This is a genomic window from Dolichospermum compactum NIES-806, from assembly GCF_002368115.1.
Lineage (GTDB): Bacteria > Cyanobacteriota > Cyanobacteriia > Cyanobacteriales > Nostocaceae > Dolichospermum > Dolichospermum compactum.
In genome coordinates, this window is sequence record NZ_AP018316.1 from 4,008,839 (window position 1) to 4,031,374 (window position 22,536).

Below are 22,536 nucleotides of genomic sequence, written 5' to 3' on the forward strand. Positions count from 1 at the left end.
AAATTGATCCAGCTTTATTAGCAGAATGGCGGGACTTTTTAGAGAAAACCCTGCCTGATTATATGATTCCCAGTCATTTTGTTGTTTTGGACAAACTGCCACTGACACCAAATGGCAAAGTAGACCGAAAAGCTTTACCTGCACCAGATACAAAAGTTGCAGTCACAGATATTGAATTGCCTGTAACGGAGACCGAAAAATTGCTGGCTCAACTTTGGGCAAAACTGCTGAAATATGAGGTCATAGCCCGACAAGATAACTTCTTCAACTTGGGAGGACATTCTTTATTAGCTACCCAACTTTGCTACCGCATTCGTGACACTTTCAAAGTAGAACTGCCACTGCGTCAAGTATTTGAATCTCCTACTATCATTGACTTGGCAAATTATATAGATAGCTGCATTTGGGTTAATTCGACAACCACAGATATACAACCTTTAAACTCAGACGAAGAGGAAATTGAACTATGACCATAACACAAAATCAGCAAATAGTTTCTTTAATGCTTCGTTTGCAGAACATGGGCTGCCGAATTTGGGCTGAAGATGATAAGTTACGGATTCGTACTAGCAAAAATGCCCTGACTGCGGAACTGAAGCAGGAAATTCAAAACCACAAAGCAGAGATTCTCACCTTCTTGAAAGCTGCTAAAACACAAGCTGTGATCACCGCAGAAATTCCGGCTTTAAGTGCTGACTCTCCCAAGCTTCCGTCCTTTGCTCAACAACGTCTCTGGCTATTAGCACAACTCCAAGGGTCATCAGCTACTTACAATATGCCGATCGCTTTACAACTGAACGGCAACCTGAATATTGATGCCCTACATTCCAGTTTGGCTTCTCTGCTGAATCGGCACGAGAGTCTGAGGATGTATTTTCCTACAGTTGCCGGACAACCACAAGTTGCCATCCGCAGTTTAGACGAAATCGCAGTTTTAACAGTACAAGATTGCCGGGAATTAGGGACTGGGAACAAGGGAGAGCTTGATTTAGATACCCAATGCCCAAATATCCAAGATTTAATTGACGCTCATGCACAAGAACACTTGGACTTAAATACTGGCCCTTTGTTTAAAGCTAAACTGCTGCAATTGGAGGAGCAAAAATCTGTCTTGGCCATCAATATGCACCACATTATCAGTGATGGCTGGTCAATGGGAGTATTTTTGCGTGAGTTATGGCAGGCTTATACTGCTTATTCTCAAGGTCAAACCCCAACTTTTGCTCGTTTACCGATTCAATACAGTGACTATGCAACTTGGCAACGCCACTGGTTACAAGGAGAAGTATTAGAAAAGCAGATTAATTACTGGAAACATCAACTAGGTGATGCTTCCCCATTACTGGAATTACCTACTGATTATCCCCGTCCAGCACAGCAAAGTTACAGAGGCGATCGCTATATTTATTCTCTTACACCGGAATTAACTGCTGCTGTTAATGCTTTTAGCCAACAGCAAGGCGTAAGTTTATATATGACCTTGTTGGCTACTTTGAGCATTTTACTATCTCGTTACAGTCGGCAAGAAGACTTATGTATTGGTTCTCCCATTGCTAACCGCACCCATAGCCAGACTCAAGGGTTAATTGGCTTTTTTGTCAATACTTTGGTTATGCGTCAGCAAATCAAACTAGATCTAAGTTTTATTGAGTTTTTACAACAAACTCGCCAAACCTGTTTAGATGCTTATGCTCATCAAGACGTTCCCTTTGATGTGCTGGTAGAAAAGTTACGACCAGAACGCAGTATGAGCTATAACCCTTTATTCCAGGTCATGTTTACCCTGGAAAATAATGCTAGTCCAGATTTGGATTTATCAGGGTTAGATACTGAATTGCTGGGAGTCAAGGGTGCGATCGCTAAGTTTGACTTAACCCTGATGGTGATGGAAGATGATCATCAGTTAAATTGCTCTTGGGAATATGCTACAGATCTATTTGAAGAGGGTACTATCCAACGGATGGCAGAACACTTTGAAGTGCTGCTCCAGGGGATTATTGATCATCCTCAAAAACCTATTCATACTTTGCCTTTGATAACAGCAGCCGAACTGCAACAACTACAACGCTGGAATCAAACTCAAACCGATTATTTTCAAGATAAAACTTTTGTTGATTTATTTGCAGAACAAGTTATAAACAATCCTCATAATATTGCTGTAGTTTTTGAATCTGAAAATCTAACTTATCAACAGTTAAATGAAAAAGCCAACCAACTAGCTAATTATTTAATTGAAAATTATAAAGTTCAACCAGATACCTTAATTGGTATTTCTGTGGAACGTTCTTTAGAAATGATCATTGGTGTTTTGGGTATCATGAAAGCTGGTGGTGCTTATGTACCGATTGATATTAATTATCCCCAAGAAAGAATCAAGTTCATGTTAGAAGATTCGGGGATATCGGTTTTATTAACTCAAAGTTTTGTAGTAGATAAATTACCTTTAGATAGTTTAGAAAATCCTATTGAAGTTGTTTATGTAGATGAAGAACTAAACAAATACCCATCACCAATTGTTAATTGTCAATTGTCAGCTGTCAATTACAATAATTTAGCTTATGTTATTTATACTTCTGGTTCAACGGGAAAACCCAAGGGGGTAATGATTGAACATGGTGGACTGGTAAATTTAATTTTGGCAGTTGATGAAATTTTGCAAATTCAACCGCAAAGTCGTGTACTACAGTTTGCTAATTTCAGTTTTGATGCTTCCATTTGGGAAATTGCTTCTACCCTTTCCGCAGGTGCTTGTTTATATCTCACAAAAAAAGAAAATCTGTTACCTAGTCAAGAACTGATTGACTTTTTAACTGAATACAAAATTACTCATGTCACCTTACCACCTTCAGTTTTATCTTTGTTACCCCACGCAACCTTACCTGATTTGCAAATTTTAATTACTGGTGGTGAAGTTTGCCCCAAAGAATTAGTTACCCGATGGGCAAAAGAAAGAAGTTTTTTTAATGGTTACGGACCAACAGAATCTACAATTTGTACTAGCATCGCTCTTTGTCAACCTAATGGTAAAAAACCACTCATTGGTAAACCATTACCTAATCTCCGCATCTATATTTTAGATGCACATAATCAACCATTACCTCCTGGTATTCCTGGTGAATTGTGTATTGCTGGTGTTGGTTTAGCGCGGGGTTATCTCAATCGTCTTGAATTAACCGCCGAAAAGTTTATTAAAGTGGAATTATTTGGTAAAGTTGAGCAAATTTATAAAACTGGTGATTTAGTAAAATGGAAAGATGATGGCAATTTAGAATATTTGGGGCGCATTGATGAGCAGGTAAAATTACGGGGTTTTAGGATTGAAATGGGTGAAATAGAATCACTTTTATTACAGCATCCATTAGTTAAAGAAGCTGTGGTGATTTTATATCAAACTGAGAGTAATCAAAGTTTAATTGCTTATGTAACAGGAATTGATCCTGATTTTGGCAGTGATTTGAAAAAATATCTCAAATCCAGTTTACCTAATTACATGATTCCGGCTCAAATTGTTGTTTTGCAGCAGTTACCTTTAACTCCCAATGGCAAAATTGACAAGAAAGCTTTACATACTCCTAATGTGGGAATTGCAGGTTTACATACAGCACCACGTAACAAAGTTGAAGTACAATTAGCACAATTATGGTCTAATGTTCTTGAACGTCAAGAAATTGGCATTCATGATAACTTTTTTGATTTAGGTGGACATTCTTTATTAGTGATCAAATTGCTCAATCTGATGCAAGAAATGTTTGGTCAAAAATTGACATTGAGCAGTTTATTTCAAAATCCTACTATTGCTCAACTAGCAGAACAGCTTGGTAATAAAGAGGTGCAAAAATCCCATCCTGATGTGCTGTTATTTCAACACCAAGGAAATGCCAATCCTCTGTTTGTTGTACCAGGAGCAAATGGGCATGGTTTCTATTTTAAAGATTTGGCTATCAACTTAGAAAATCATCCAGTTTATAGCCTGGAAACTCCCGGAAGAAATGGAATTGGTAAAGTTCCAAAATCAGTAGAATTGCATGGTAGTCAACTGATTGATTTATTACGTCAGCAACAACCTCAAGGTCCCTACATACTGGCAGGATATTCATCAGGTTGTGCCGTTGCTTTTGAAATGGCTTACCAATTGGAAAAACAAGGAGAAAAATTAGAATTACTGGCTATTTTAGACGCTGGTTTAGTTACTCACCCTGAATATTTAATTAAGAGAAAAGACCTTGATTGGATTTGGCAATTACTCCAACGAATTGAAGCTGTAAAGGGAGTTTCTTTAGGTTTAGAATACGCTTATTTAGCTGATCAAATTGATGATCAAGCTCGTTGGGATTTAGCAGCAGAGTTTTTATACAAAAAGAATGTCCTACCCGAACATTCAAGCATTGATTTACTCAAAACCAATATGCAGGTAATGAAACAGCTAACAATTAATTATGCAAATTATCGGACTTCTGATCAAATTTCTGCGCCAATTGTTTTGTTCCGCGCCCAAGAAGTTTATGATATTGTTTTACAAGAAATCCGAGCTATTTCTAATTATGATTTACCGGACTGGGGATGGCAAGCTTACACACCAAACCCTATTAAAGTAATATCTGTACCTGGAAATCACGGAGGGATGCTTTATGAACCGAATGTGAAAACTTTAGCGTCACACTTGCGATTGATGATGGGTTGATTTAATGATTTGCAATCATCTATCTGACTTTTTTACAATCTGATTTTCTTAATTTTGCATTTTAAATTGGGATAAAAAAATGAAAACTCTGCCAATCAAAATTTCTGATGAAACCCTGCGGGATGGAGAACAACAAGTAGGTGTGTTTTTCTCTTTAGCAACTAAACATAAACTTGCTCATCTGATTGCACAAACAGGAGTCAGTGGATTTGCCATCATGCCTAGTGTTTGTGATCAAGAATCAGAGCTTACCAAAACATTAATATCAGATGGATTAACTCATCTAATTACTGCCTCTACGATGATGGGAAAAGAGTACATTGATCAGGCGAAAAACTATGGAGTTAAGCGTATTATTCTCTTCCATGCTGTTTCCGATCGCTTGATGTTTTTACGCAATCCTGATATTCGTTTAATGAGTGAATACCAGGGTAAAACGATTGATGATGATATCCCATCTCACATCATTAATAAGGTTCGTCAAGATGCTATTAATTTGATTGTGGAGAATTTACGTTATGCGACACAAGTTGCAGGATTGAGAGTAGATTTTGCAGCGGAGGATGCTTCTAGGGCAGACTTTAATTTTTTAGTACAGTGTATTAATTCGTTCAGTGGTTATGTTGAACACTTTTTATTGTGTGATACCGTCGGTGTACTCACTCCAGAGAAGAGTTATATCTGGATTAATGATTTACTCCAATGTACTACAGGGGTAGAGTTAGGAGTACATTACCACAATGATAGGGGGTTGGCGCTGGAAAACACCTTACAATCAATTACAGCGGGGGCAAGTTTAATATCAGGGACATTTTGTGGTTTAGGGGAGCGTTCAGGAAACGCTGCTTTAGAGCAAGTATTAAATGGGTTGCGACTTCGGTTCGGTATTGAACTAGAGGGCATAAACTATGATGCTGTTGATGCACTGACTAATTACATTGAAGAGATGGGGATTCGTCCTGCACCCCCTTATTCACGAATTTCACAAAGTCATGAATCAGGTATTCACGTCAATTCTCTACTTCGTGATCCTTTGAGTTATTCCACATTTCCCCATGATAAGACAGGTGTTGTCTTTGGTAAGTGGAGCGGTGTTAGTAATTTTCAATATCTCTTTGAAAAACAATTACAAAACCCTCAAACTAGGCAACAGTACGAGAAAATGCGCGATGTAATTAAATCTTTGGCGATAGAACAAGAATGCTATTTTACAGCTAAGGAAGTTTTAAAACTCTGGAAAGATGGTACCTTTGAATAGTCCATCTTGTAAATTGACATAAGACTTATAATCAAAACGGCTAGAAGCTGGGCTTTTTTATCATACAAGGAACAAGGTTCAAACCCTCTCCAGTATTAAATATTATTCCTTTTCCCTCTCCTAAGAGGAGAGGGTTAGGGAGAGGTTTACCAGAGGGGTTTCATACTAGTAGTCTGTCAACCCGAAAATGACGGGTGAAGGCAACCAGGGGGAGAAAAGAGGCAGGGGAGGGAAGAACAGAAGTTTTTTCCGATCATTACCCGTCAAAATAAATTTGACAGACCACTAGTACAAGACAGCGTAAATAAACCAACCATTCTAAATCATCCAAAAGCCTATACTGTCTTCATTTTGACTTTTGACTTTTGACTTCCGCCTTGCGGCACTAGCCTTCTTATTCTCTGCTATCTGCTCTATAAGACTCAAATAATTTTTTACAGATGCAAGCTACAACTTTTATTAATAAATCCGCCAAGGATAATTCTGCTTCAGGTACTAATCAATTTTGGAAAAATTTCCAAGCGGTTGTCGGTCCATATTGGTATCCTACAGATGCAAATGGTAGAGCATTTTCAGAGGTGATTCGCACTTATGGAATGCTGGCTCTTCTAGTATTATTAATTGTTGTTATGGTAGGTGCAACAGTTTTTAACAGCTTTGTTAACCGCTATTTACTAGATGTTATTACACAAGAAAAGGATTTAGAAAAATTTAGTGATTTATTATTGCTTTATGGTTTTGCGCTGGTTTTGGTAACAATTTTAGTAGGAATTTCTAAATTTGTTAGAAAAAAAATAGCTCTTGAATGGTATGAATGGCTGAATAGTCAAATTTTATCAAAATATTTCAATAATCGGGCATATTATAAAATCAATTTTCAGTCCGATGTTACTAATCCAGATCAACAAATATCACAAGAAATTGAGCCTTTAACTAAAGATTTTCTCAGCTTTTCAGCTACATTGCTAGAAAAAGTCCTAGAAATGACAGCTTTTTTAATACTGCTCTGGACGCTCTCTAAATTTGTAGCAGTTGCTTTAGTTTGCTATACAGTAGTTGGTAATTTAATTGCTATTTACTTGGCACAAGAATTAAACAAAATTAAGCAAGAAGAAGTTGAATCAAATGCAGACTATACTTACAGTTTAACTCATGTGCGTAATCATGCGGAATCAATAGCTTTTTTCCAGGGAGAATCACAGGAATTAAACATTGTTAATCGGAGATTTAATAGGATTGTTCAAAGTGTTAAACGCAAGATTGATTGGGAAAGAAGTCAGGATATTTTTAATCGAGGATATCAGGCGGTTATTCAAATATTTCCATTTATAGTATTTGGACCAATGCAAATTAGAGGAGAAATTGATTTTGGAGAAATTGCCCAAGCTTCTTTAGCTTGTAATTTGTTCGCAACAGCGCTGGCTGAATTAATCAAAGAATTTGCCACTTCAGGAAAATTTTCTAGTTACATTGACCGTTTATTTGAACTCTCGGAAGCGTTAAAATCTGTCACTAAAGAACAGGAAAATGTCAGTATAATTAAGACGAAAGAGGAAAAGCGACTAGCTTTTGAGAATGTTACTTTACAAACTCCCAATTATGAACAGGTAATTGTTGAAGAGTTGTCGCTGACTGTTCAACCTGGAGAGGGTTTATTAATTGTTGGTCCAAGTGGTCGTGGTAAAAGTTCTCTGTTGAGAGCGATCGCTGGTTTGTGGAACTCAGGGACTGGTCGTGTAGTCAGACCTCCTCTAGAAGATGTATTATTTTTACCTCAACGTCCTTACATAATTTTAGGAACTTTGCGGGAACAGTTACTCTATCCCCATACAAAACGGGGAATGAGCGACCGCGAACTGGAAGCAATTTTAAAACAAGTTAATTTGCAAAACCTATTGAGTCGAATAGATAATTTTGATACAGAACTTCCTTGGGAAAATATCCTTTCCTTGGGAGAGCAACAACGTTTAGCATTCGCACGTTTATTAGTTACTTGTCCTAGCTTTACTATTTTAGATGAAGCTACAAGTGCTTTAGATTTGAACAATGAAGGTAATCTATATCAACAATTACAAGAAAGGAACACAACATATATCAGTGTAGGACATCGAGAAAGTCTATTTAGTTATCATCAATGGGTTTTAGAACTATCACAAGATTCTAGTTGGCGACTTCTCTCTGTTGAGGATTATAGACAGCAAAAAGCACAAGAACTTACTACTGATAATTATGCTGAAAATTCTGGTATCACCATAGAAGTTGTACCCAATAATGAACTAGCAAATCAATCAGAAACATTAACAGTTTCTCCTGAAAATAGAGAAATTACCATAGATTTTGTATCTGATGATGAACCTGAAAATCAATCAGAAATATTAACAGATGCTTCTGAAAATTCAGAAATTATCATAGATTTTGTATCTGATGATGAACCTGAAAATCAATCAGAAACCTTAACAGCAGATACAGGTGAAATTCTAGGAATTTCTCATCGAGAAATGCAGGAAATAACTGATTATTCACTGGGTACTGTCAGAAGCAAAGCCAGCAAAGGTCAAACTATTACTGCAAAAGATGGTTTTACCTACTGCTATAATAAGGATTCAAAAGTTTTGAAATGGGTAAGAGTTGAACGCTTGGAGAATTAAGTAAATAATCCTTAACCTTAGCTGACGGCTGAATGCTTAAGTAGGTTGGCGTTAAAAATCGTTGTTAGAGAAAGGTAAGAGGCAAGATTAAATAAGTTTTCAGCGATTTTACGTTTCTTTACACAGTTTGGTTTTATTGTGTTCACCTACTTACATTAAAAGTAAAAAACGTAATATTCAGAATAATATTAGGTTAAGGAAATTTAGACCTTTTAGATCCCCCTAAATCCCCCTTGAAAATTGGGGAGTGAGAGGATTATCTACGGCACGCTACGCGAACAAAACCTTTTTCTTTTTACCTCATTTATATTGCTTTATTTACACTGCTTTCTAATCATGAGATTTACTTAAATATCTTAAATATCTTAAATGTCCTTGCTTTAAAAAGCATTTACTGATATATTTTTGATGGATAACATAAAGTTCCTCTCAGGAAAACAGGAATATATTATGACAACAGCAACATTAACAAATATTGAAGCAGTGCCATTTTTCGCTCGCTTTTTGGCAGCAGAAGAAGAACCACCAGAAAACCCACCAACACCACAACCAGAAGAACAGCCATTACCTCCTCCAATATTTACTTTCAAGTGGCCTTCTGATTGCGAAGATTGCTAAATATAGTAAATCTGAAATTGCAGAAATAGCAGCATCAAAAAATTGAAACCTGCTGTTTGTTTCTGAATAAATAGCATATTCAGATATCAAGAATATTTAAGCGATCTCTACTGGTTGAATATCCCCGAATTCTACTCGTTGGACAGCTACTATACAGGTGTCTACAAGAAATCGGGGATTTATAGCAGGAGTCAGGAGTCAGAAGTAAGACTTTCATGATAAATTGATATTCTAACTAGGGTTTGCTGAAAAAGTTATCTGTGAGGGCTAGGAGTATGGCTAACGCCACGCTTCGCTATCAAGGAGTCAGAAGTTCAAGGAGTATGGCTACGCCACGCTTCGCTATCAAGAAGTTTTTTGATTTGGAAATTGTGCAAACACTAATAAAGTGCAAGCTTTTTTAGGCTCACAGTACCTAAAACCTTGCACAATTTTAATTTTCATCATCCTCAATCCCTTGATTTATATAGGTTTTACATTTATTCAGCATCCCCTAACTACTCTATCTAAGGCTATAAAAAGCAACATTCTCAGATACTTTTTAGGTAGTTACAAATATCTGGCTGATCAAATTTAAATTAAAAAGTTTTTATGCACCTGTCTCCTGACATTGTTTTGTTAATTACCCACAGTGGTGATTTTTTCACAATAGATAGAGTGGCTGAAGCATTGTTAAAAAAAGGAGTGCAACCGTTTCGTTTAGATACTGATAGGTTTCCTCTAGAAGTACAATTAACAGCACATTTTGATCACAAAAAAAGCTATCACACTATAGACTATGGCGGTTATTCTATCAGTACAGAACAGGTGCAAGCGGTGTGGATGCGACGAAGATGGAAACCAAAACTAAGTGCAGACTTAGCTCCTAAGTTTCGAGAAGCCTGTATAAGAGAATCACAAGCCACCTTAAATGGTTTCTGGGATAGTTTGCGGAAAGCGCATTGGGTAGATAATTTAGAATGTATAAATACTGCCAATGATAAGTTGCGCCAACTGCGGGTTGCTACTGAGGTAGGTTTTGTCATTCCTCAGACTCTCGTTACTAACAAAGCTGAAGCTGCAAGAGAGTTTTTCCATCAAGTCAAAGGTAAGATGGTGAGTAAGTTATTAACTCCTTTATCCCAGACTATGGAATCTACTTCTTTCTTTCTTTATACCAGCGTGGTTAAAGAATCAGACTTAGAAAATGCGGAGTCACTGCGTTATTGTCCGATGGTGTTTCAAGAGCAAATTCCTAAACAGTGGGAATTGCGGGTGGTGTATGTCAATGGTAAAGTATTTGTTGGTGCGTTAGATGCCAGTGTTTATGACACATCTAAAGTAGATTGGCGTAAACCTGGTGTTGATGTTGGTGTATGGCAACACTATGATCTTCCTGAACAAGTGCTGCGTCATGTGCAAATATTTATGAATAAATTGGGGCTGTTGTTTGGAGCGTTAGATTTGATTGTTACACCATCAGGAGAATATATATTTTTAGAGATTAATCCTATAGGTGAATGGGGAATGCTAGAAAAAGATTTGGATTTGCCTATTGCTAAGGCGATCGCTGATACTCTAGTTTTATAATTACTAACAACTCAATAGTTATCTCGTTGAGGCTGGTAATTGGTAATTAGTAATAGGTGATGAAATCCCTGTTTTCATCGTGTTCATCCTTTAATACTGGACATCCTGATTCAGACAGTTAGCCTAACTAGCAACTCATACCAAGTTTAATTAAAATCATATTTTTTATTTATGACAATTTTAATAGTCACATATAGCAACGACAATGAAAGTATTCCTTTAGTGATCAAAGCAATTGAAGATCAAGGAGAAAAAGCATTTCGGTTTGATACTGACAGATATCCTACAGAAATCAAATTAGATATTTACCAAGGTGATACAGAAAAGGTAATTATCACAGACGGGGAAAAGCAACTGGATGTGAGTGAAGTTGCTGCGGTTTGGTATCGCAGGATGCGCTATGGGGCAAAAATTACCAACACGATGGATCAGCAATATAGAGAAGCATCAATTAACGAATCTCGCGCTACTGTTCGAGCTATGATTGCCAGTCTTCCTGGTTTCCATTTTGATTTGATGTCCAATGTAGAACGAACTCATCATAAACAATTACAGCTACAAATAGCACGAAAAATAGGACTGCTTACTCCACGCACTCTGACTACTAATAATCCAGAAGCAGTTAAACAATTTGCCTCTGAATGTCATCAACAAGGTATAGTAACAAAAATGCTTTCTTCCTTTGCAATTTTTGGCGAACAGGGAGAACAGTTTTTTGTGTTTACAAGTCCAGTTAAAGATGAGGATTTAGAAAATCTGGAAGGACTGCGTGTTTGTCCGATGACGTTTCAGGAAAACGTACCCAAAGCGTTAGAATTGCGGATAACTATTGTGGGACAGCGCGTATTTACAGCAGCAGTAAATTCTCAAAGTTGTGCAGGAGCTACCTATGATTGGCGTAAACAAGGGAGAGCATTAAAAGACGCTTGGCAAGCTTATGATTTACCGCCAGATGTTGAGAAAAAGCTATTGCAATTGATGGCTGAATTTGGTTTAAACTATGGAGCAATTGATATGATTGTCACACCTGATGGAGATTATGTTTTTCTGGAAATTAATCCAGTTGGGGAATTTTTCTGGTTAGAAATATTTTCACCACATTTACAAATTTCTCAGGCGATCGCAGAAATTCTCCTAACTGGTAAAAATCAAATTAATAGATAAGTAATAGATATAAATATCGAAATTATGCAAACTCGTAGCGTTACTGATCAAACACCATTTAATCCTGTATTTAATCCTTTTGCTACTGCCATTCAACTTTGGCGGGATTTGAAATTAGTCGCTGGTCCATATTGGTATCCAACAGAGGTGGGAACAAGAGCATTTTCCGAAGTGATTTATTCATGGGGAATGTTTATTCTGTTGCTCATATTAATTACTTCCGTTGTGGGTATTCATAGTCTCAGTAGCTTCTGGAATCGTTACGTTTTTGATATCGTCATTGAAGAAAAAAACCTAGAAAAGTATCTAGGTACATTATGGATATCTGTTCTATTTATCGTTGTCAATGTACTTGTAGTAGCATTTTCTAAATATATTAGAAAGAAAATAGCTATGGATTGGTACAAGTGGCTAAATAATCATATTTTAACTAAATATTTGAGCAATCAAGCCTATTATAAAATCAATTTTAAGTCTAAAATTACTAATCCAGATCAACGCATAGCCCAAGAAATTGAACCTATTACCATCAATGCGTTGAGATTTTCCACTACTTTTATAGAAAAATTCATGGATATGATTGCTGCTGTAATCATTCTTTGGACTATTTCTTCACAAGTGGCAATTTATCTCATCGTTTATACAATTGTCGGTAATATATTGGCGATTTTTTTAAGTCAAGAATTAGCGAAAATTAATCGAGAAGAACTAGCATTTAAAGCCGATTTTAATTATTGTCTAACTCATGTGAGAAATCATGCGGAATCAATTGCTTTTTTCCAAGGAGAAACCGAAGAATTAAATATTATTAAACGTAGATTTGAGAATGTGCTGAAAAATTCAGAACGGAGGCTAAATTGGGAAAGAGGGCAAGATATTTTTAACAGTGCTTATCAGTCAGCAATTAGTTTATTTTCTATGTTTACGCTGACACCTTTATTTATTCAAGATCAAATTAATTATGGAGAAATTAGCCAAGCTACATTTTGTAGTTTTATGTTTTCCAATGCTTTAGGTGTATTAATAGCTGAATTTGGTAACTCAGGCAGATTTTCTAGTTATGTCCAAAGGTTAGCGGAATTTTCAGATGCGTTAGCATCGGTAAGCAAAAAACCTGAGAATTTGGGTACTTTTGGTACTATTAAAGTCCTAGAAGAACGCCGTTTAGGGTTTGAGGATTTTACTTTAAAAACACCCAATTATGAACAAGTGATAGTTGAAGATTTATCATTATCTGTTCCCTCAGGAGAAGGGTTATTAATAGTTGGTGCTAGTGGTAGGGGTAAAAGTTCTTTGTTGAGAGCGATCGCAGGTTTATGGAATGCAGGAAGTGGTAGGTTAGTTAGACCTGCATTAAAGGAAATGTTATTTCTTCCCCAACGTCCTTATATAATTTTAGGAACTCTGCGTCAACAACTACTTTATCCGCATCCAGATCGGGAAATGAGCGATCGCCAACTAGAAGAAATTCTCCATCAAGTGAATTTACAAAACCTGCTCACCCGCGTCAAGAGTTTTGATACAGAAGTTGCTTGGGAGAATATTTTATCATTAGGAGAACAGCAACGTTTAGCTTTTGCCAGATTGTTAATTTCTTTGCCTAGCTTTACTATTTTAGATGAAGCGACCAGTGCTTTAGATTTAAAAAACGAAGAAAATTTATATTCTCAATTACAAGCTACAAACACAACTTTTATTAGTGTGGGACATCGAGAAAGTTTGTTTGCTTATCATCAATGGGTACTAGAACTTACAGAAGATAATCATTGGCAACTCTTACCAATTGCAGATTATAAGCACAAAAAATCAATTTCTCTCACTACTTCATCAAGATAATACAGTTTATTTAATTCCAATGAAACACAAACTGTAATAATCAAACTCTTGTGGTGCGGGCATCTTGCCCGCTAAATGTCTAATTTATCTCTTTGGAAACTGCTGTAAATTTGGAAAATAACTGAAAATCAAACTTATGCTCACCCAAAAGCCAAAACAATTTATTAATTATAAAAGCATCAAAATTTATGAAAAAACCTATCAATTACCAGTTCTAAAAAATCCTGCTGTAAAAACACTACAAAAGAAAATTCGTGAACGTCAAAAATTAATTAAAGAAGGTGTTCGTTATCATTATATTGCTGGAATAATTAAACGTAAAACAGCAATTACTCAAGGGGAAATTTTAGCAGAAATTCAATTATTTATCATAGACTATAATCAGATTATTGATTTTCTGGAAAATTATCAGGAAAGTTATCAGGGTTTTTTGTTAACTTTAATGGATAATTTAAAGAAATTATTTCAAGCAAAATATTTAGAAATCAGAAATCTCGAAGATGCCAGAAGTAGATTAGAATTAAAAAACCAACAAAATCCGCGAATCCTAAATGAACTCAGATGGGAGAAAAAAGAAAATTTTAAAGCTGTTATCATTTTGAGTAATGCTTATTTATTAACTTTAGAGAAAATTAAATTAATTAGTGAAGGTATTAGTAAACTGGCGGAAGACACTAAGAATCAAAGACAAATTGTACAACAAATAGTTAAAGATTTAGCAGTATATCAAGAAATTTACGAGTATCAACAAAAAGCTTATAAAATTCGTCAAGAAATAGCTAAACTTGCCCATAATGCCATTAATTTTGAAGATTCTATTCAAGATTACTTTAGTCCATTTCAATCTTTAATAGATGAAGTGATGAAAGTAGATGAATATTTTTATGCAACTGTGGGAGACATTAAAAGTCTAGGGGAAAATATTTTAAATTATCAATCCAATTTATTTACAACCGAAGAAAATGAAACCTTTTCTCAAACTTTTCTTGATTTTATGGTAAAAAGTTATGAGAAAAATTCTCGATTAAAAGATGTTTTAATTCAATCTCAATTATTAAATTGGCAAAGCCCAAATTTTGATACCAGTGAAAATGGCTTATTCTTGGGTCAAGGTATTGATTTAATCTCAAATTATATATCTCAACAAATATCTCAACAAATCCAAACTCTAGACAAAGCAGAAGTAAATCTTGTCTCTACATCATCTCTAGTTACGACTCAAAAGACAGAATTAATGGAAGTAGCGGAAGTAGCTAATAATCAGATTAGTTCTCAACCAGAATTTTTGATAAATCAAAATATTGACTATACAAAATTGCGGGATATGCTGGCAGAAAATAAATGGCAAGAAGCAGATATTGAAACTGCTAAATTAATACTTAAAGTTATGCAAAAAAATTATTGGAATGAAGTTTATCAAGAAGATATTGAGAACTTTCCTTGTCAAGACCTGCATATTATTGATCGACTGTGGGAACAATACAGTTATGGTTATTTTGGGTTTAAAATTCAACAAACAATCTGGAGTGAAATGGGTGGTCAAATAGACTATGAAACAGAAAAGAAACTGGGCGATCGCCTGGGTTGGCGAAAAGATGGAAAATGGTTAGATTACGAAGCACTAACCTTTGAATTATCCCCCATGACACCGATGGGACACCTACCAGCTAAATGGTTACACTACGACCAAAATAACCTGGAATTATCCTCACCTTCATCTACAGAAAACCAATCAATGGCAGCTTGGAGGGTAAAGTCTTGGTTAATTTGGCAGATGCACTTATTCTTTTCTCGTGTCAAAAGCTGTCACGAAACTTAAGGGGGCAGGGGAAACGCATCTAAATTAAAATTATCTTGACAAAATACTATATTAGTGAATCAAGACAGAAAAATATCTAATTCCATTCAAAATCTGATTAATTCCTTTATTAATATCCTAAAGATTTAAGAAATTTAGAGTAATTATTTATTTTTGATGATGGATTTATTTGGTTCATTTCTATATATTAATATCTATATTTTTTGACATTAAAAATCTAGATTCTATTGTCTAATCAAAAGAAAAATAAATTGTTTATATTTATGGTTGTCTATCTTTTCTGATTTTTATCAGATACATTCTAAAATCTTCTCTAAATATTCATCATCCCATCCTGCACAAAACTGCTTACTTTTAGTTCCTAGTTTTTGGCTTTTTTCTTTTCCTAAAAGATTAACTGCTATGTGACGAAGAACTGCAAAATTTTGCGGTGCATTTGTATCATGAGATGGAATCCGGTTTGGAAGTTCTAAAAATCGTTTTAGCCTCGTCTAATGTCCACTTCTTGCTGTTCATTGATCTAAAGTTTATCTATTATTCTGTCATTTTCCACTAAATTCTAAAGTGTTGCGGCACGATGGAGAAATATCAAAAGGTTAATATAACAGGGCATTGAAACGACAAAACCCCTGATTTCTCAAGGGTTTCTTTAGGGCCAGCAGTTGGATTTGAACCTACGACCTTCCGATTACAAGTCGGATGCACTACCACTGTGCTATGCTGGCGATTTGGGTAAGAACGTTTTTAATTGCCTCACAGATTTCATATTATAGCATAGGCATATCATTTGTCTAGAGGGTAAACAAAATATTTTTCCAGTTACCAAGAATCGCTAAAACTAGCCGCCGTGCTGTAGATTGATGCAAAAATATTTGGTACAGTGCAATTGGAGTATTCCTGGTGACACGGCTATACCAAAGCGCAGGAACATTTGTTCTTTAGAGATAATCAAGCATGGCAGCATTGATAGGCAGAGATTTATTAAGTCTAGCGGATCTGAGTTCTGAGGAACTGCAAGAACTTCTGGAATTGGCTACTCAACTCAAGTCAGAAAAACTGAAGTTGCATTGTAACAAGGTTCTAGGTTTGTTATTTTCCAAAGCTTCAACACGCACTAGAGTCAGTTTTACAGTCGCAATGTACCAACTGGGGGGACAGGTAATTGATCTGCATCCTAATGTCACTCAGGTGAGTCGAGGAGAACCTATCCAGGATACTGCTAGGGTGTTAGATCGTTATTTGGATGTTTTAGCAATTCGTACCTTTGCTCAACAGGAGTTGGAAACTTTTGCCAAGTATGCGAAAATTCCTGTAATTAATGCCCTCACGGATTTAGAACACCCCTGCCAGATATTGGCAGATTTACTCACCATTCAAGAAAAATTTGGCAGTTTGGCGGGTTTAACACTAACCTATGTCGGTGATGGGAATAATGTCGCTAATTCCCTGATGTTGGGTTGTGCTTTGGTGGGAATGAATGTCAGAATCGCTTTTCCGTCAGGATATGCCCCAGATGCAGAAATTGTAGAAAAAACTAGGGAAATAGCTAATAAAAAAACTGAAGTTATCTTGACTCACGATCCTGAAGCAGCAGCAAAAGGTGCATCCGTACTTTATACTGATGTTTGGGCAAGCATGGGGCAAGAAACACAAGCCAATAACCGCTTCCCTGTTTTTCAACCCTATCAAATTTCACAACAATTATTAAGTCTTGCAGATCCAGAAGCAATTGTTTTACACTGCTTACCAGCCCATCGTGGAGAGGAAATTACTGAAGAAGTAATTGAAGGTTCACAATCACGGGTTTGGGACCAAGCAGAAAATCGCCTCCACGCTCAAAAAGCTTTACTTGCGAGTATTCTTGGAGCAAAATAACGGTATGGGTAATTGGTAATGGGTAATTGGTAATTGGTGAAATTCTTATCTATTCCCTATTCCCTATTCCCTATTCCCTCACTATCAGTTACCAATTAGCATGAATATTTAATAAAAGCTTGTTAAGGGAAGAATTTTGTAGTACCAATGTTCTAGGGACATTTATTATTTACTTCCCAAAAAAATTATGGAACGTCTTACAGAACCCCAAAAAGAACTATACGAATGGTTGGTAGAATATATCAGGTTGAATCAACATTCTCCCTCAATTCGCCAAATGATGCAAGGAATGAATTTGAAATCTCCCGCACCCATTCAAAGTCGGTTAGAACATTTACGCAATAAGGGTTACATTGGCTGGAATGAAGGCAGGGCGAGAACTCTTCGCATACTTCATCCTGTTAAACAAGGTGTACCAATTTTAGGAACTATTGCCGCAGGTGGTTTAATAGAACCGTTTACAGATGCGGTGGAACATTTAGATTTGGCTAATTTATCATTACCTCCCCAAAGCTATGCTTTACGAGTCGCGGGGGATAGTATGATTGAAGATTTAATAGCAGATGGTGACGTGGTATTTTTGCGCCCTGTAGCTGAACCCAATCAGTTAAAAAATGGGACTATCGTGGCTGCGAGAGTGGAAGGACACGGTACAACTTTAAAACGTTTTTACCGCCATGATGATCTTGTCACCCTTAAACCTGCAAATCGGAATTATCACCCGATAGAAGTATTAGCAATGCAAGTAGAGGTACAAGGTTCATTAGTTTGTATTTGGCGTAATTATAACTAAAGGATGTCAGTTGTCAGTGGCAAATGAAAAACAGATGACTACTGATAATTACCAATCACCAATTACCAATCACCAATTTGCAAATTTATGTACCTGACGCAAAATGCAGTACCGAAATTGCCGACTTTTAAACTCAAGTTACCTTATGCGGGTGAGAAAGGGGGCAGTTATCAAATTAAGAAATCATTATCGGGATGTCCGAAAATGCCTTTATCTCTGCAATTGCGGGGATATCAACGCCAAGCCGTGACTAGCTGGTTTGCTAATCATGGTAGGGGGACATTAAAAATGGCTACTGGTAGTGGTAAGACTATTACTGCATTAGCGATCGCTTGCGAATTGTATCAGCAAATTGGTTTACAAGTCTTGTTAGTGGTGTGTCCCTATCGTCATCTTGTCACCCAATGGGGCAGGGAATGTGAGAAATTTAACTTACAGCCGATTTTAGCATTTGATAATTTACGCAGTTGGCAAAGTCAACTTTCTACGCAAATCTATAATTTGTCTTCTGGTTCTCAAGATTTCGTCACGGTAATTACCACTAACTCGACTTTAATTAGTGATGGTTTTCAAACACAACTTAAATATTTTCCGCCAAAAACTTTGATTATTGGTGATGAAGCCCATAATTTAGGCGCACCGAAGTTAGAGGAAAGTTTACCCCGAAAAGTAGGTTTACGTCTAGCTTTATCAGCCACACCAGAAAGATATTTTGATGATGATGGCACAGAATCTTTATTAGATTATTTTGGTAATATTCTTCAACCTGAATTTAGTTTACAGGATGCAATTTCTCAAGGTGCATTAGTTCATTATGTTTATAATCCGGTGTTGGTGGAATTGACGGAAACTGAGAGTATCGCTTATTTAAAATTAACCAAAAAAATTGGGCGTTCTCTCCTTTATCGAGATCGAGATATTGGGGAAGGAGCAGATTTTGAAGATAATGAAGATATCAAATCATTATTAATGCAAAGAGCGCGGTTAATTGGCACAGCAGAAAATAAATTAATAGCCTTAAAAGAATTAATGTCAACTCGTCGAGAAACCACCCATACACTCTTTTATTGTAGTGATGGTTCTCAAGAAATTGGACAACGTTATTCTCTGCGTCAACTCAAAGCAGTTTCTCAACTTTTGGGAGGAGAATTAGGTTATAAAGTCAGTACCTACACAGCAAATACTTCTTTAGAAGAAAGAGAAACTTTACGTCGTCAATTTGAAAGTGGAGAATTACAGGGTTTAGTCGCAATTCGGTGTTTAGATGAAGGTGTAGATATTCCCGCAATTCAAACCGCAGTCATTTTATCAAGTTCAGGAAATCCCCGCCAATTTATCCAGCGTCGAGGACGGGTTTTGCGTCCTCACCCTGGGAAGGAACGGGCAACTATTTTTGATATGATTGTTTTACCACCAGATTTGGATAGAGAAACTATTGAAGTCGAACGAAATTTATTAAAAAAAGAATTACGGCGGTTTGTGGAGTTTGCTGATTTAGCTGATAATGCTGGGGAAGCGAGGATGAAGTTATTGGCTTTGCAAAAACGATATGGTTTATTGGATATTTAATGTTGTAGAAATAATTATTTCCTCATCTTCTAATTGCACACCTTCAATTAGTTTATGGGCAGTTTTAGACATTTCTGTTGTATAAGGTTGTAGTGTATTATTTTTCAATGCTTCTGTGGTAGCAAAATCAAGAAACAGCCGCATTAATAGCGAGTCTTCTGCATCTTCATCATCATGCAATTGAGGAACAATTCTTACAATTGCTGTATCTGTGGATAAAACCTCAATCCAAGCATCTGCATTAGTAAATTGGGGATGTTCACGATAAAAATCAGCAGGAAGTCGAAACCCTGCACTGTTACCAATTTTGGTACTACGAATATTGTAGGAGTTACTCATTTGTTGTGTATTTTTATTTGGCTTCTACTTCTTTACAATAAGAATCAATCATATTGATCAAATTGCTAATACGATCTTTCGTCCATTGATTATTATTGAGTTTTTCTAGGAAAGATAACCAATATGAAGCACAAGAAACCTTCTGTTTTCTATCTTCTTGAAACATAGATTTAATAAGATTTGGACATTCCCATGCGTGATAAATTTGATCGTTATCACAAAAAGCATCCAAAATGGCTTCTCTTTGTGTATCATTCAAGGCAAATATAATTTGATGTAATTCAAAAGCATTAGCATTAGTGCTATGATAGCCGTTAGATTTTGTAAATTTATCAACAATCGTAGAGACTCGTTTAGAGAAACCTTCAAGCAACAGATTCTTGAATAAATTTCTTTGTTGACTTATCCCGACAAAGAACTATTAATTCATCTAGGTCAATAAAATTTGAGTACATAAAATGCTAATAATTATTTCAAAAAAGTTTACCAGTAACAATTATACAGTAACTAAAGATTTATCTTCTTCCCAAGAAAACAAAGGTTCAAGTTCACCTGATTCAGCAAAAGTAATTGCAGCTATTAAACATTGAGGTAAATTAACACAAATTTTTTTAGAATAATTTCCCGCTTGTCCACCAACAATTAATTTTTGTTCATTAGGAGAACTAATATTATTGTTTTTCGCATTTCTTAATGCCTCATCAAAACTAAATAAATTCCTTTTTCTACGAGATGAACTTCTTTTTAGACGATAAAAAAGATTTGATTTAGGTATCTTATAAATCTGACGCAAAAGAGAATAAAAAACATCATTATCTAAAGTTGCTGTAACAACATATTTACCAAAATTACCTCCACCAATCATCATATAACTTTCATCATCAACTTCTAAGCTAACTAAAGTTCTCCTATGACCATCTAACTCACAAATAGCTGTTTTAATTTGTTTCCAATTTGGATTATCAATGAAGTTTTCTTCATTTCTGTTTCCTGTCCAGTTGTCTGTATATAACTTTGATACAAACATTATTTCCTCCTTGTTTTTGGGGGTGTAACTTCAATTATTTTAGTGCCACTGGGAGTAATAATTTCTAATTCTTCTATACCTAATTGATAAGCCATAGAATTTACACCCCCTCTTAAACCACAAGCATCACAAAGGTCTCTATCTACAATTAAACGAGCTTTTTTAGCTGTAATATCTGCATCTTTTACTTGCTGGAAAACATCAGCTTCTGCATGAGTTTTAGAAATAGGGTTAACTTTGAAAGTTATTTGCCGAGGATTAGGATTACTACCAGAATTGATGCCAAAAAAAACTTTGACCATCTATTTCTATTTTAGCAATTGTTGATTTATCTGTCTCACTACCAGCAGGGGGTAAACTAAGACGCTGCCTATATTCAGCTAAGTCATCAAAAATACTGTCCGTTTTTCTTCTCCTGTAACTTGAATATTACTATTTCATTTTAGCATAGCTAAATTTAGTTAGTGTGATTATATACGATAGTGACAAATAAGTAAACTACCCTATTTTCCCTCTCACCCAAACACGGAAAGATTTCAACAAAGCAATTTCACCCATAGTTTTACTTTGCTGGATGAATCTATTCATATCCCCAACAGAAACTAGAGGGAAAGCCAGACTAAACTTAATTTCAATATATTGATTTTCTACCAATTGATAAAATTTTAAAACTTCACCGTCATATTTCCACAATTCAGCCACACCTAAAGCCGCATAAATATTAAACTTATTCACAGAACTGCTAGTAATATCAATTTCAACTGCTAAATCAGGAGGAGGATCTATTTCTAAATTTAAAGTTTCCCTACCTCTCATAGCTGCTTCATTTTGGATATAATAGCAACTATCTGGTTCTATTCCCTTTGCAAAAAATTTACGTTTTAATGTTGTCGAACCAGCACTTCTAACTTCAATATCTAATTCTTCAGCTAAAGCAATAATAAAATTACCAAAATTGCTTTTTGGGTTTTCGTGTTCAAAAAGTGGAGTCATAATTTCTAAAGTACCGCAGTCATAAGCAAACCGAGAACCCCTATCCTCACCTGTATCTCTCAACAAGGCTTCAAAAGTTTCCCAGCTAACGTTATATAAAACCGTTCTTTGTTCAGCAGTAATTGACTGAAGAAGCATATACAATACCTATTCCATCACGATACTAGATAAAATACCGAGAATTTTACCGATATTATTAATATAATAATCTGTCAAGTCAATTTCTACCACTTGATTAATCAGGTTTAAAAATTTCCAGTTAGTCCCAGTGGTGACAGTACCATAAATTGTTTGAATATTATTACCTTCACGTTCATTAAACATTCTGGCGGCGATCATTTCTGCTA

General features: G+C 35.8%; 17 protein-coding genes, 1 tRNA gene and 2 pseudogenes. 12 read left to right on the forward strand and 8 right to left on the reverse strand.

Translation table 11 applies throughout. The features are described from left to right. Window positions 1-26 precede the first annotated feature (26 nt). The 9 genes and pseudogenes from CA730_RS26585 to CA730_RS18680 all read left to right on the forward strand — a co-directional run. Window positions 27-470 (forward strand): annotated as a pseudogene (locus CA730_RS26585) (phosphopantetheine-binding protein); the annotation flags it as partial. Then, window positions 467-4,681 carry a non-ribosomal peptide synthetase gene (locus CA730_RS18645; protein ID WP_096669563.1) on the forward strand — a complete coding sequence of 1,405 codons (4,215 nt, stop codon included), beginning with the start codon at window positions 467-469 and terminating at the stop codon, window positions 4,679-4,681. The pseudogene CA730_RS26585 and the gene CA730_RS18645, both read left to right, overlap by 4 nt. A gap of 79 nt (window positions 4,682-4,760) precedes the next feature. Further along, complete coding sequence (locus CA730_RS18650) at window positions 4,761-5,939, forward strand: 2-isopropylmalate synthase (protein WP_096669565.1); 1,179 nt, start codon at window positions 4,761-4,763, stop codon at window positions 5,937-5,939. A 440-nt stretch (window positions 5,940-6,379) separates the two neighbouring features. Beyond that, entirely contained in the window at window positions 6,380-8,587 is a 2,208-nt protein-coding gene (locus CA730_RS18655) for an ABC transporter ATP-binding protein/permease (RefSeq protein ID WP_096669567.1), read from the forward strand. Between the two features lie 450 nt (window positions 8,588-9,037). Beyond that, window positions 9,038-9,205 (forward strand): microviridin/marinostatin family tricyclic proteinase inhibitor, encoded by a 168-nt coding sequence (locus CA730_RS18660; protein ID WP_096669569.1) that lies wholly within the window; start codon window positions 9,038-9,040, stop codon window positions 9,203-9,205. A gap of 591 nt (window positions 9,206-9,796) precedes the next feature. Continuing rightward, on the forward strand, window positions 9,797-10,774 hold the full coding sequence (locus CA730_RS18665) for an MvdC family ATP-grasp ribosomal peptide maturase (protein WP_096669571.1): 978 nt from the start codon (window positions 9,797-9,799) through the stop codon (window positions 10,772-10,774). A 171-nt stretch (window positions 10,775-10,945) separates the two neighbouring features. Further along, the gene (locus tag CA730_RS18670) at window positions 10,946-11,938 is read left to right on the forward strand and encodes an MvdD family ATP-grasp ribosomal peptide maturase (RefSeq protein WP_096669573.1); all 993 of its coding nucleotides are present in this window, start codon (window positions 10,946-10,948) and stop codon (window positions 11,936-11,938) included. Window positions 11,939-11,962: 24 nt separating this feature from the next. Beyond that, window positions 11,963-13,774: an ABC transporter ATP-binding protein/permease gene (locus CA730_RS18675; protein WP_096669575.1), complete on the forward strand. Its 1,812-nt coding sequence runs from the start codon at window positions 11,963-11,965 to the stop codon at window positions 13,772-13,774. 136 nt (window positions 13,775-13,910) lie between these two features. Beyond that, complete coding sequence (locus CA730_RS18680; RefSeq protein WP_096669577.1) at window positions 13,911-15,593, forward strand: GUN4 domain-containing protein; 1,683 nt, start codon at window positions 13,911-13,913, stop codon at window positions 15,591-15,593. Window positions 15,594-15,883: 290 nt separating this feature from the next. On the opposite strand, the pseudogene CA730_RS24630 reads toward CA730_RS18680, so the two are convergent. Next, window positions 15,884-16,030 (reverse strand): annotated as a pseudogene (locus CA730_RS24630) (ISAs1 family transposase); the annotation flags it as partial. Window positions 16,031-16,246: 216 nt separating this feature from the next. Then, a tRNA-Thr gene (locus CA730_RS18685) sits at window positions 16,247-16,318 on the reverse strand. A gap of 229 nt (window positions 16,319-16,547) precedes the next feature. Between CA730_RS18685 and argF the strand changes: the two genes are divergently transcribed. The 3 genes from argF (at window position 16,548) to CA730_RS18700 (ending at window position 19,830) form a co-directional block, all read left to right on the forward strand. After that, on the forward strand, window positions 16,548-17,468 hold the full coding sequence (gene argF, locus CA730_RS18690) for an ornithine carbamoyltransferase (RefSeq protein ID WP_027403744.1): 921 nt from the start codon (window positions 16,548-16,550) through the stop codon (window positions 17,466-17,468). A gap of 187 nt (window positions 17,469-17,655) precedes the next feature. After that, window positions 17,656-18,261, forward strand: coding sequence for a transcriptional repressor LexA (gene lexA / locus CA730_RS18695; RefSeq protein ID WP_096669579.1), 606 nt, complete (start codon window positions 17,656-17,658; stop codon window positions 18,259-18,261). Between the two features lie 87 nt (window positions 18,262-18,348). Beyond that, window positions 18,349-19,830: a DNA phosphorothioation system restriction enzyme gene (locus tag CA730_RS18700; RefSeq protein ID WP_096669581.1), complete on the forward strand. Its 1,482-nt coding sequence runs from the start codon at window positions 18,349-18,351 to the stop codon at window positions 19,828-19,830. On the opposite strand, the gene CA730_RS18705 is transcribed toward CA730_RS18700, so the two are convergent. The 6 genes from CA730_RS18705 to CA730_RS26485 all read right to left on the reverse strand — a co-directional run bounded on the left by CA730_RS18705 (window position 19,816) and on the right by CA730_RS26485 (window position 22,528). Then, the gene (locus CA730_RS18705) at window positions 19,816-20,169 is read right to left on the reverse strand and encodes a hypothetical protein (protein ID WP_096669583.1); all 354 of its coding nucleotides are present in this window, start codon (window positions 20,167-20,169) and stop codon (window positions 19,816-19,818) included. The two genes, CA730_RS18700 and CA730_RS18705, sit on opposite strands and share 15 nt — an antisense overlap. Before the next feature lie 13 nt (window positions 20,170-20,182). Continuing rightward, window positions 20,183-20,542, reverse strand: a complete 360-nt coding sequence (locus CA730_RS18710; protein ID WP_096669585.1) for a hypothetical protein — start codon at window positions 20,540-20,542, stop codon at window positions 20,183-20,185. A 123-nt stretch (window positions 20,543-20,665) separates the two neighbouring features. Beyond that, a complete protein-coding gene (locus tag CA730_RS18715) occupies window positions 20,666-21,196 on the reverse strand; it encodes a hypothetical protein (RefSeq protein WP_096669587.1) in 531 nt (176 codons plus the stop codon). After that, window positions 21,196-21,498 carry a deaminase gene (locus CA730_RS18720; RefSeq protein WP_231939880.1) on the reverse strand — a complete coding sequence of 101 codons (303 nt, stop codon included), beginning with the start codon at window positions 21,496-21,498 and terminating at the stop codon, window positions 21,196-21,198. The genes CA730_RS18715 and CA730_RS18720 overlap by 1 nt, the downstream gene beginning before the upstream one ends. Window positions 21,499-21,694: 196 nt before the next feature. Further along, window positions 21,695-22,327: a Uma2 family endonuclease gene (locus CA730_RS18725; RefSeq protein ID WP_096669589.1), complete on the reverse strand. Its 633-nt coding sequence runs from the start codon at window positions 22,325-22,327 to the stop codon at window positions 21,695-21,697. A 9-nt stretch (window positions 22,328-22,336) separates the two neighbouring features. Next, entirely contained in the window at window positions 22,337-22,528 is a 192-nt protein-coding gene (locus CA730_RS26485; RefSeq protein WP_407919743.1) for a hypothetical protein, read from the reverse strand. Between the last annotated feature and the right edge of the window lie 8 nt (window positions 22,529-22,536).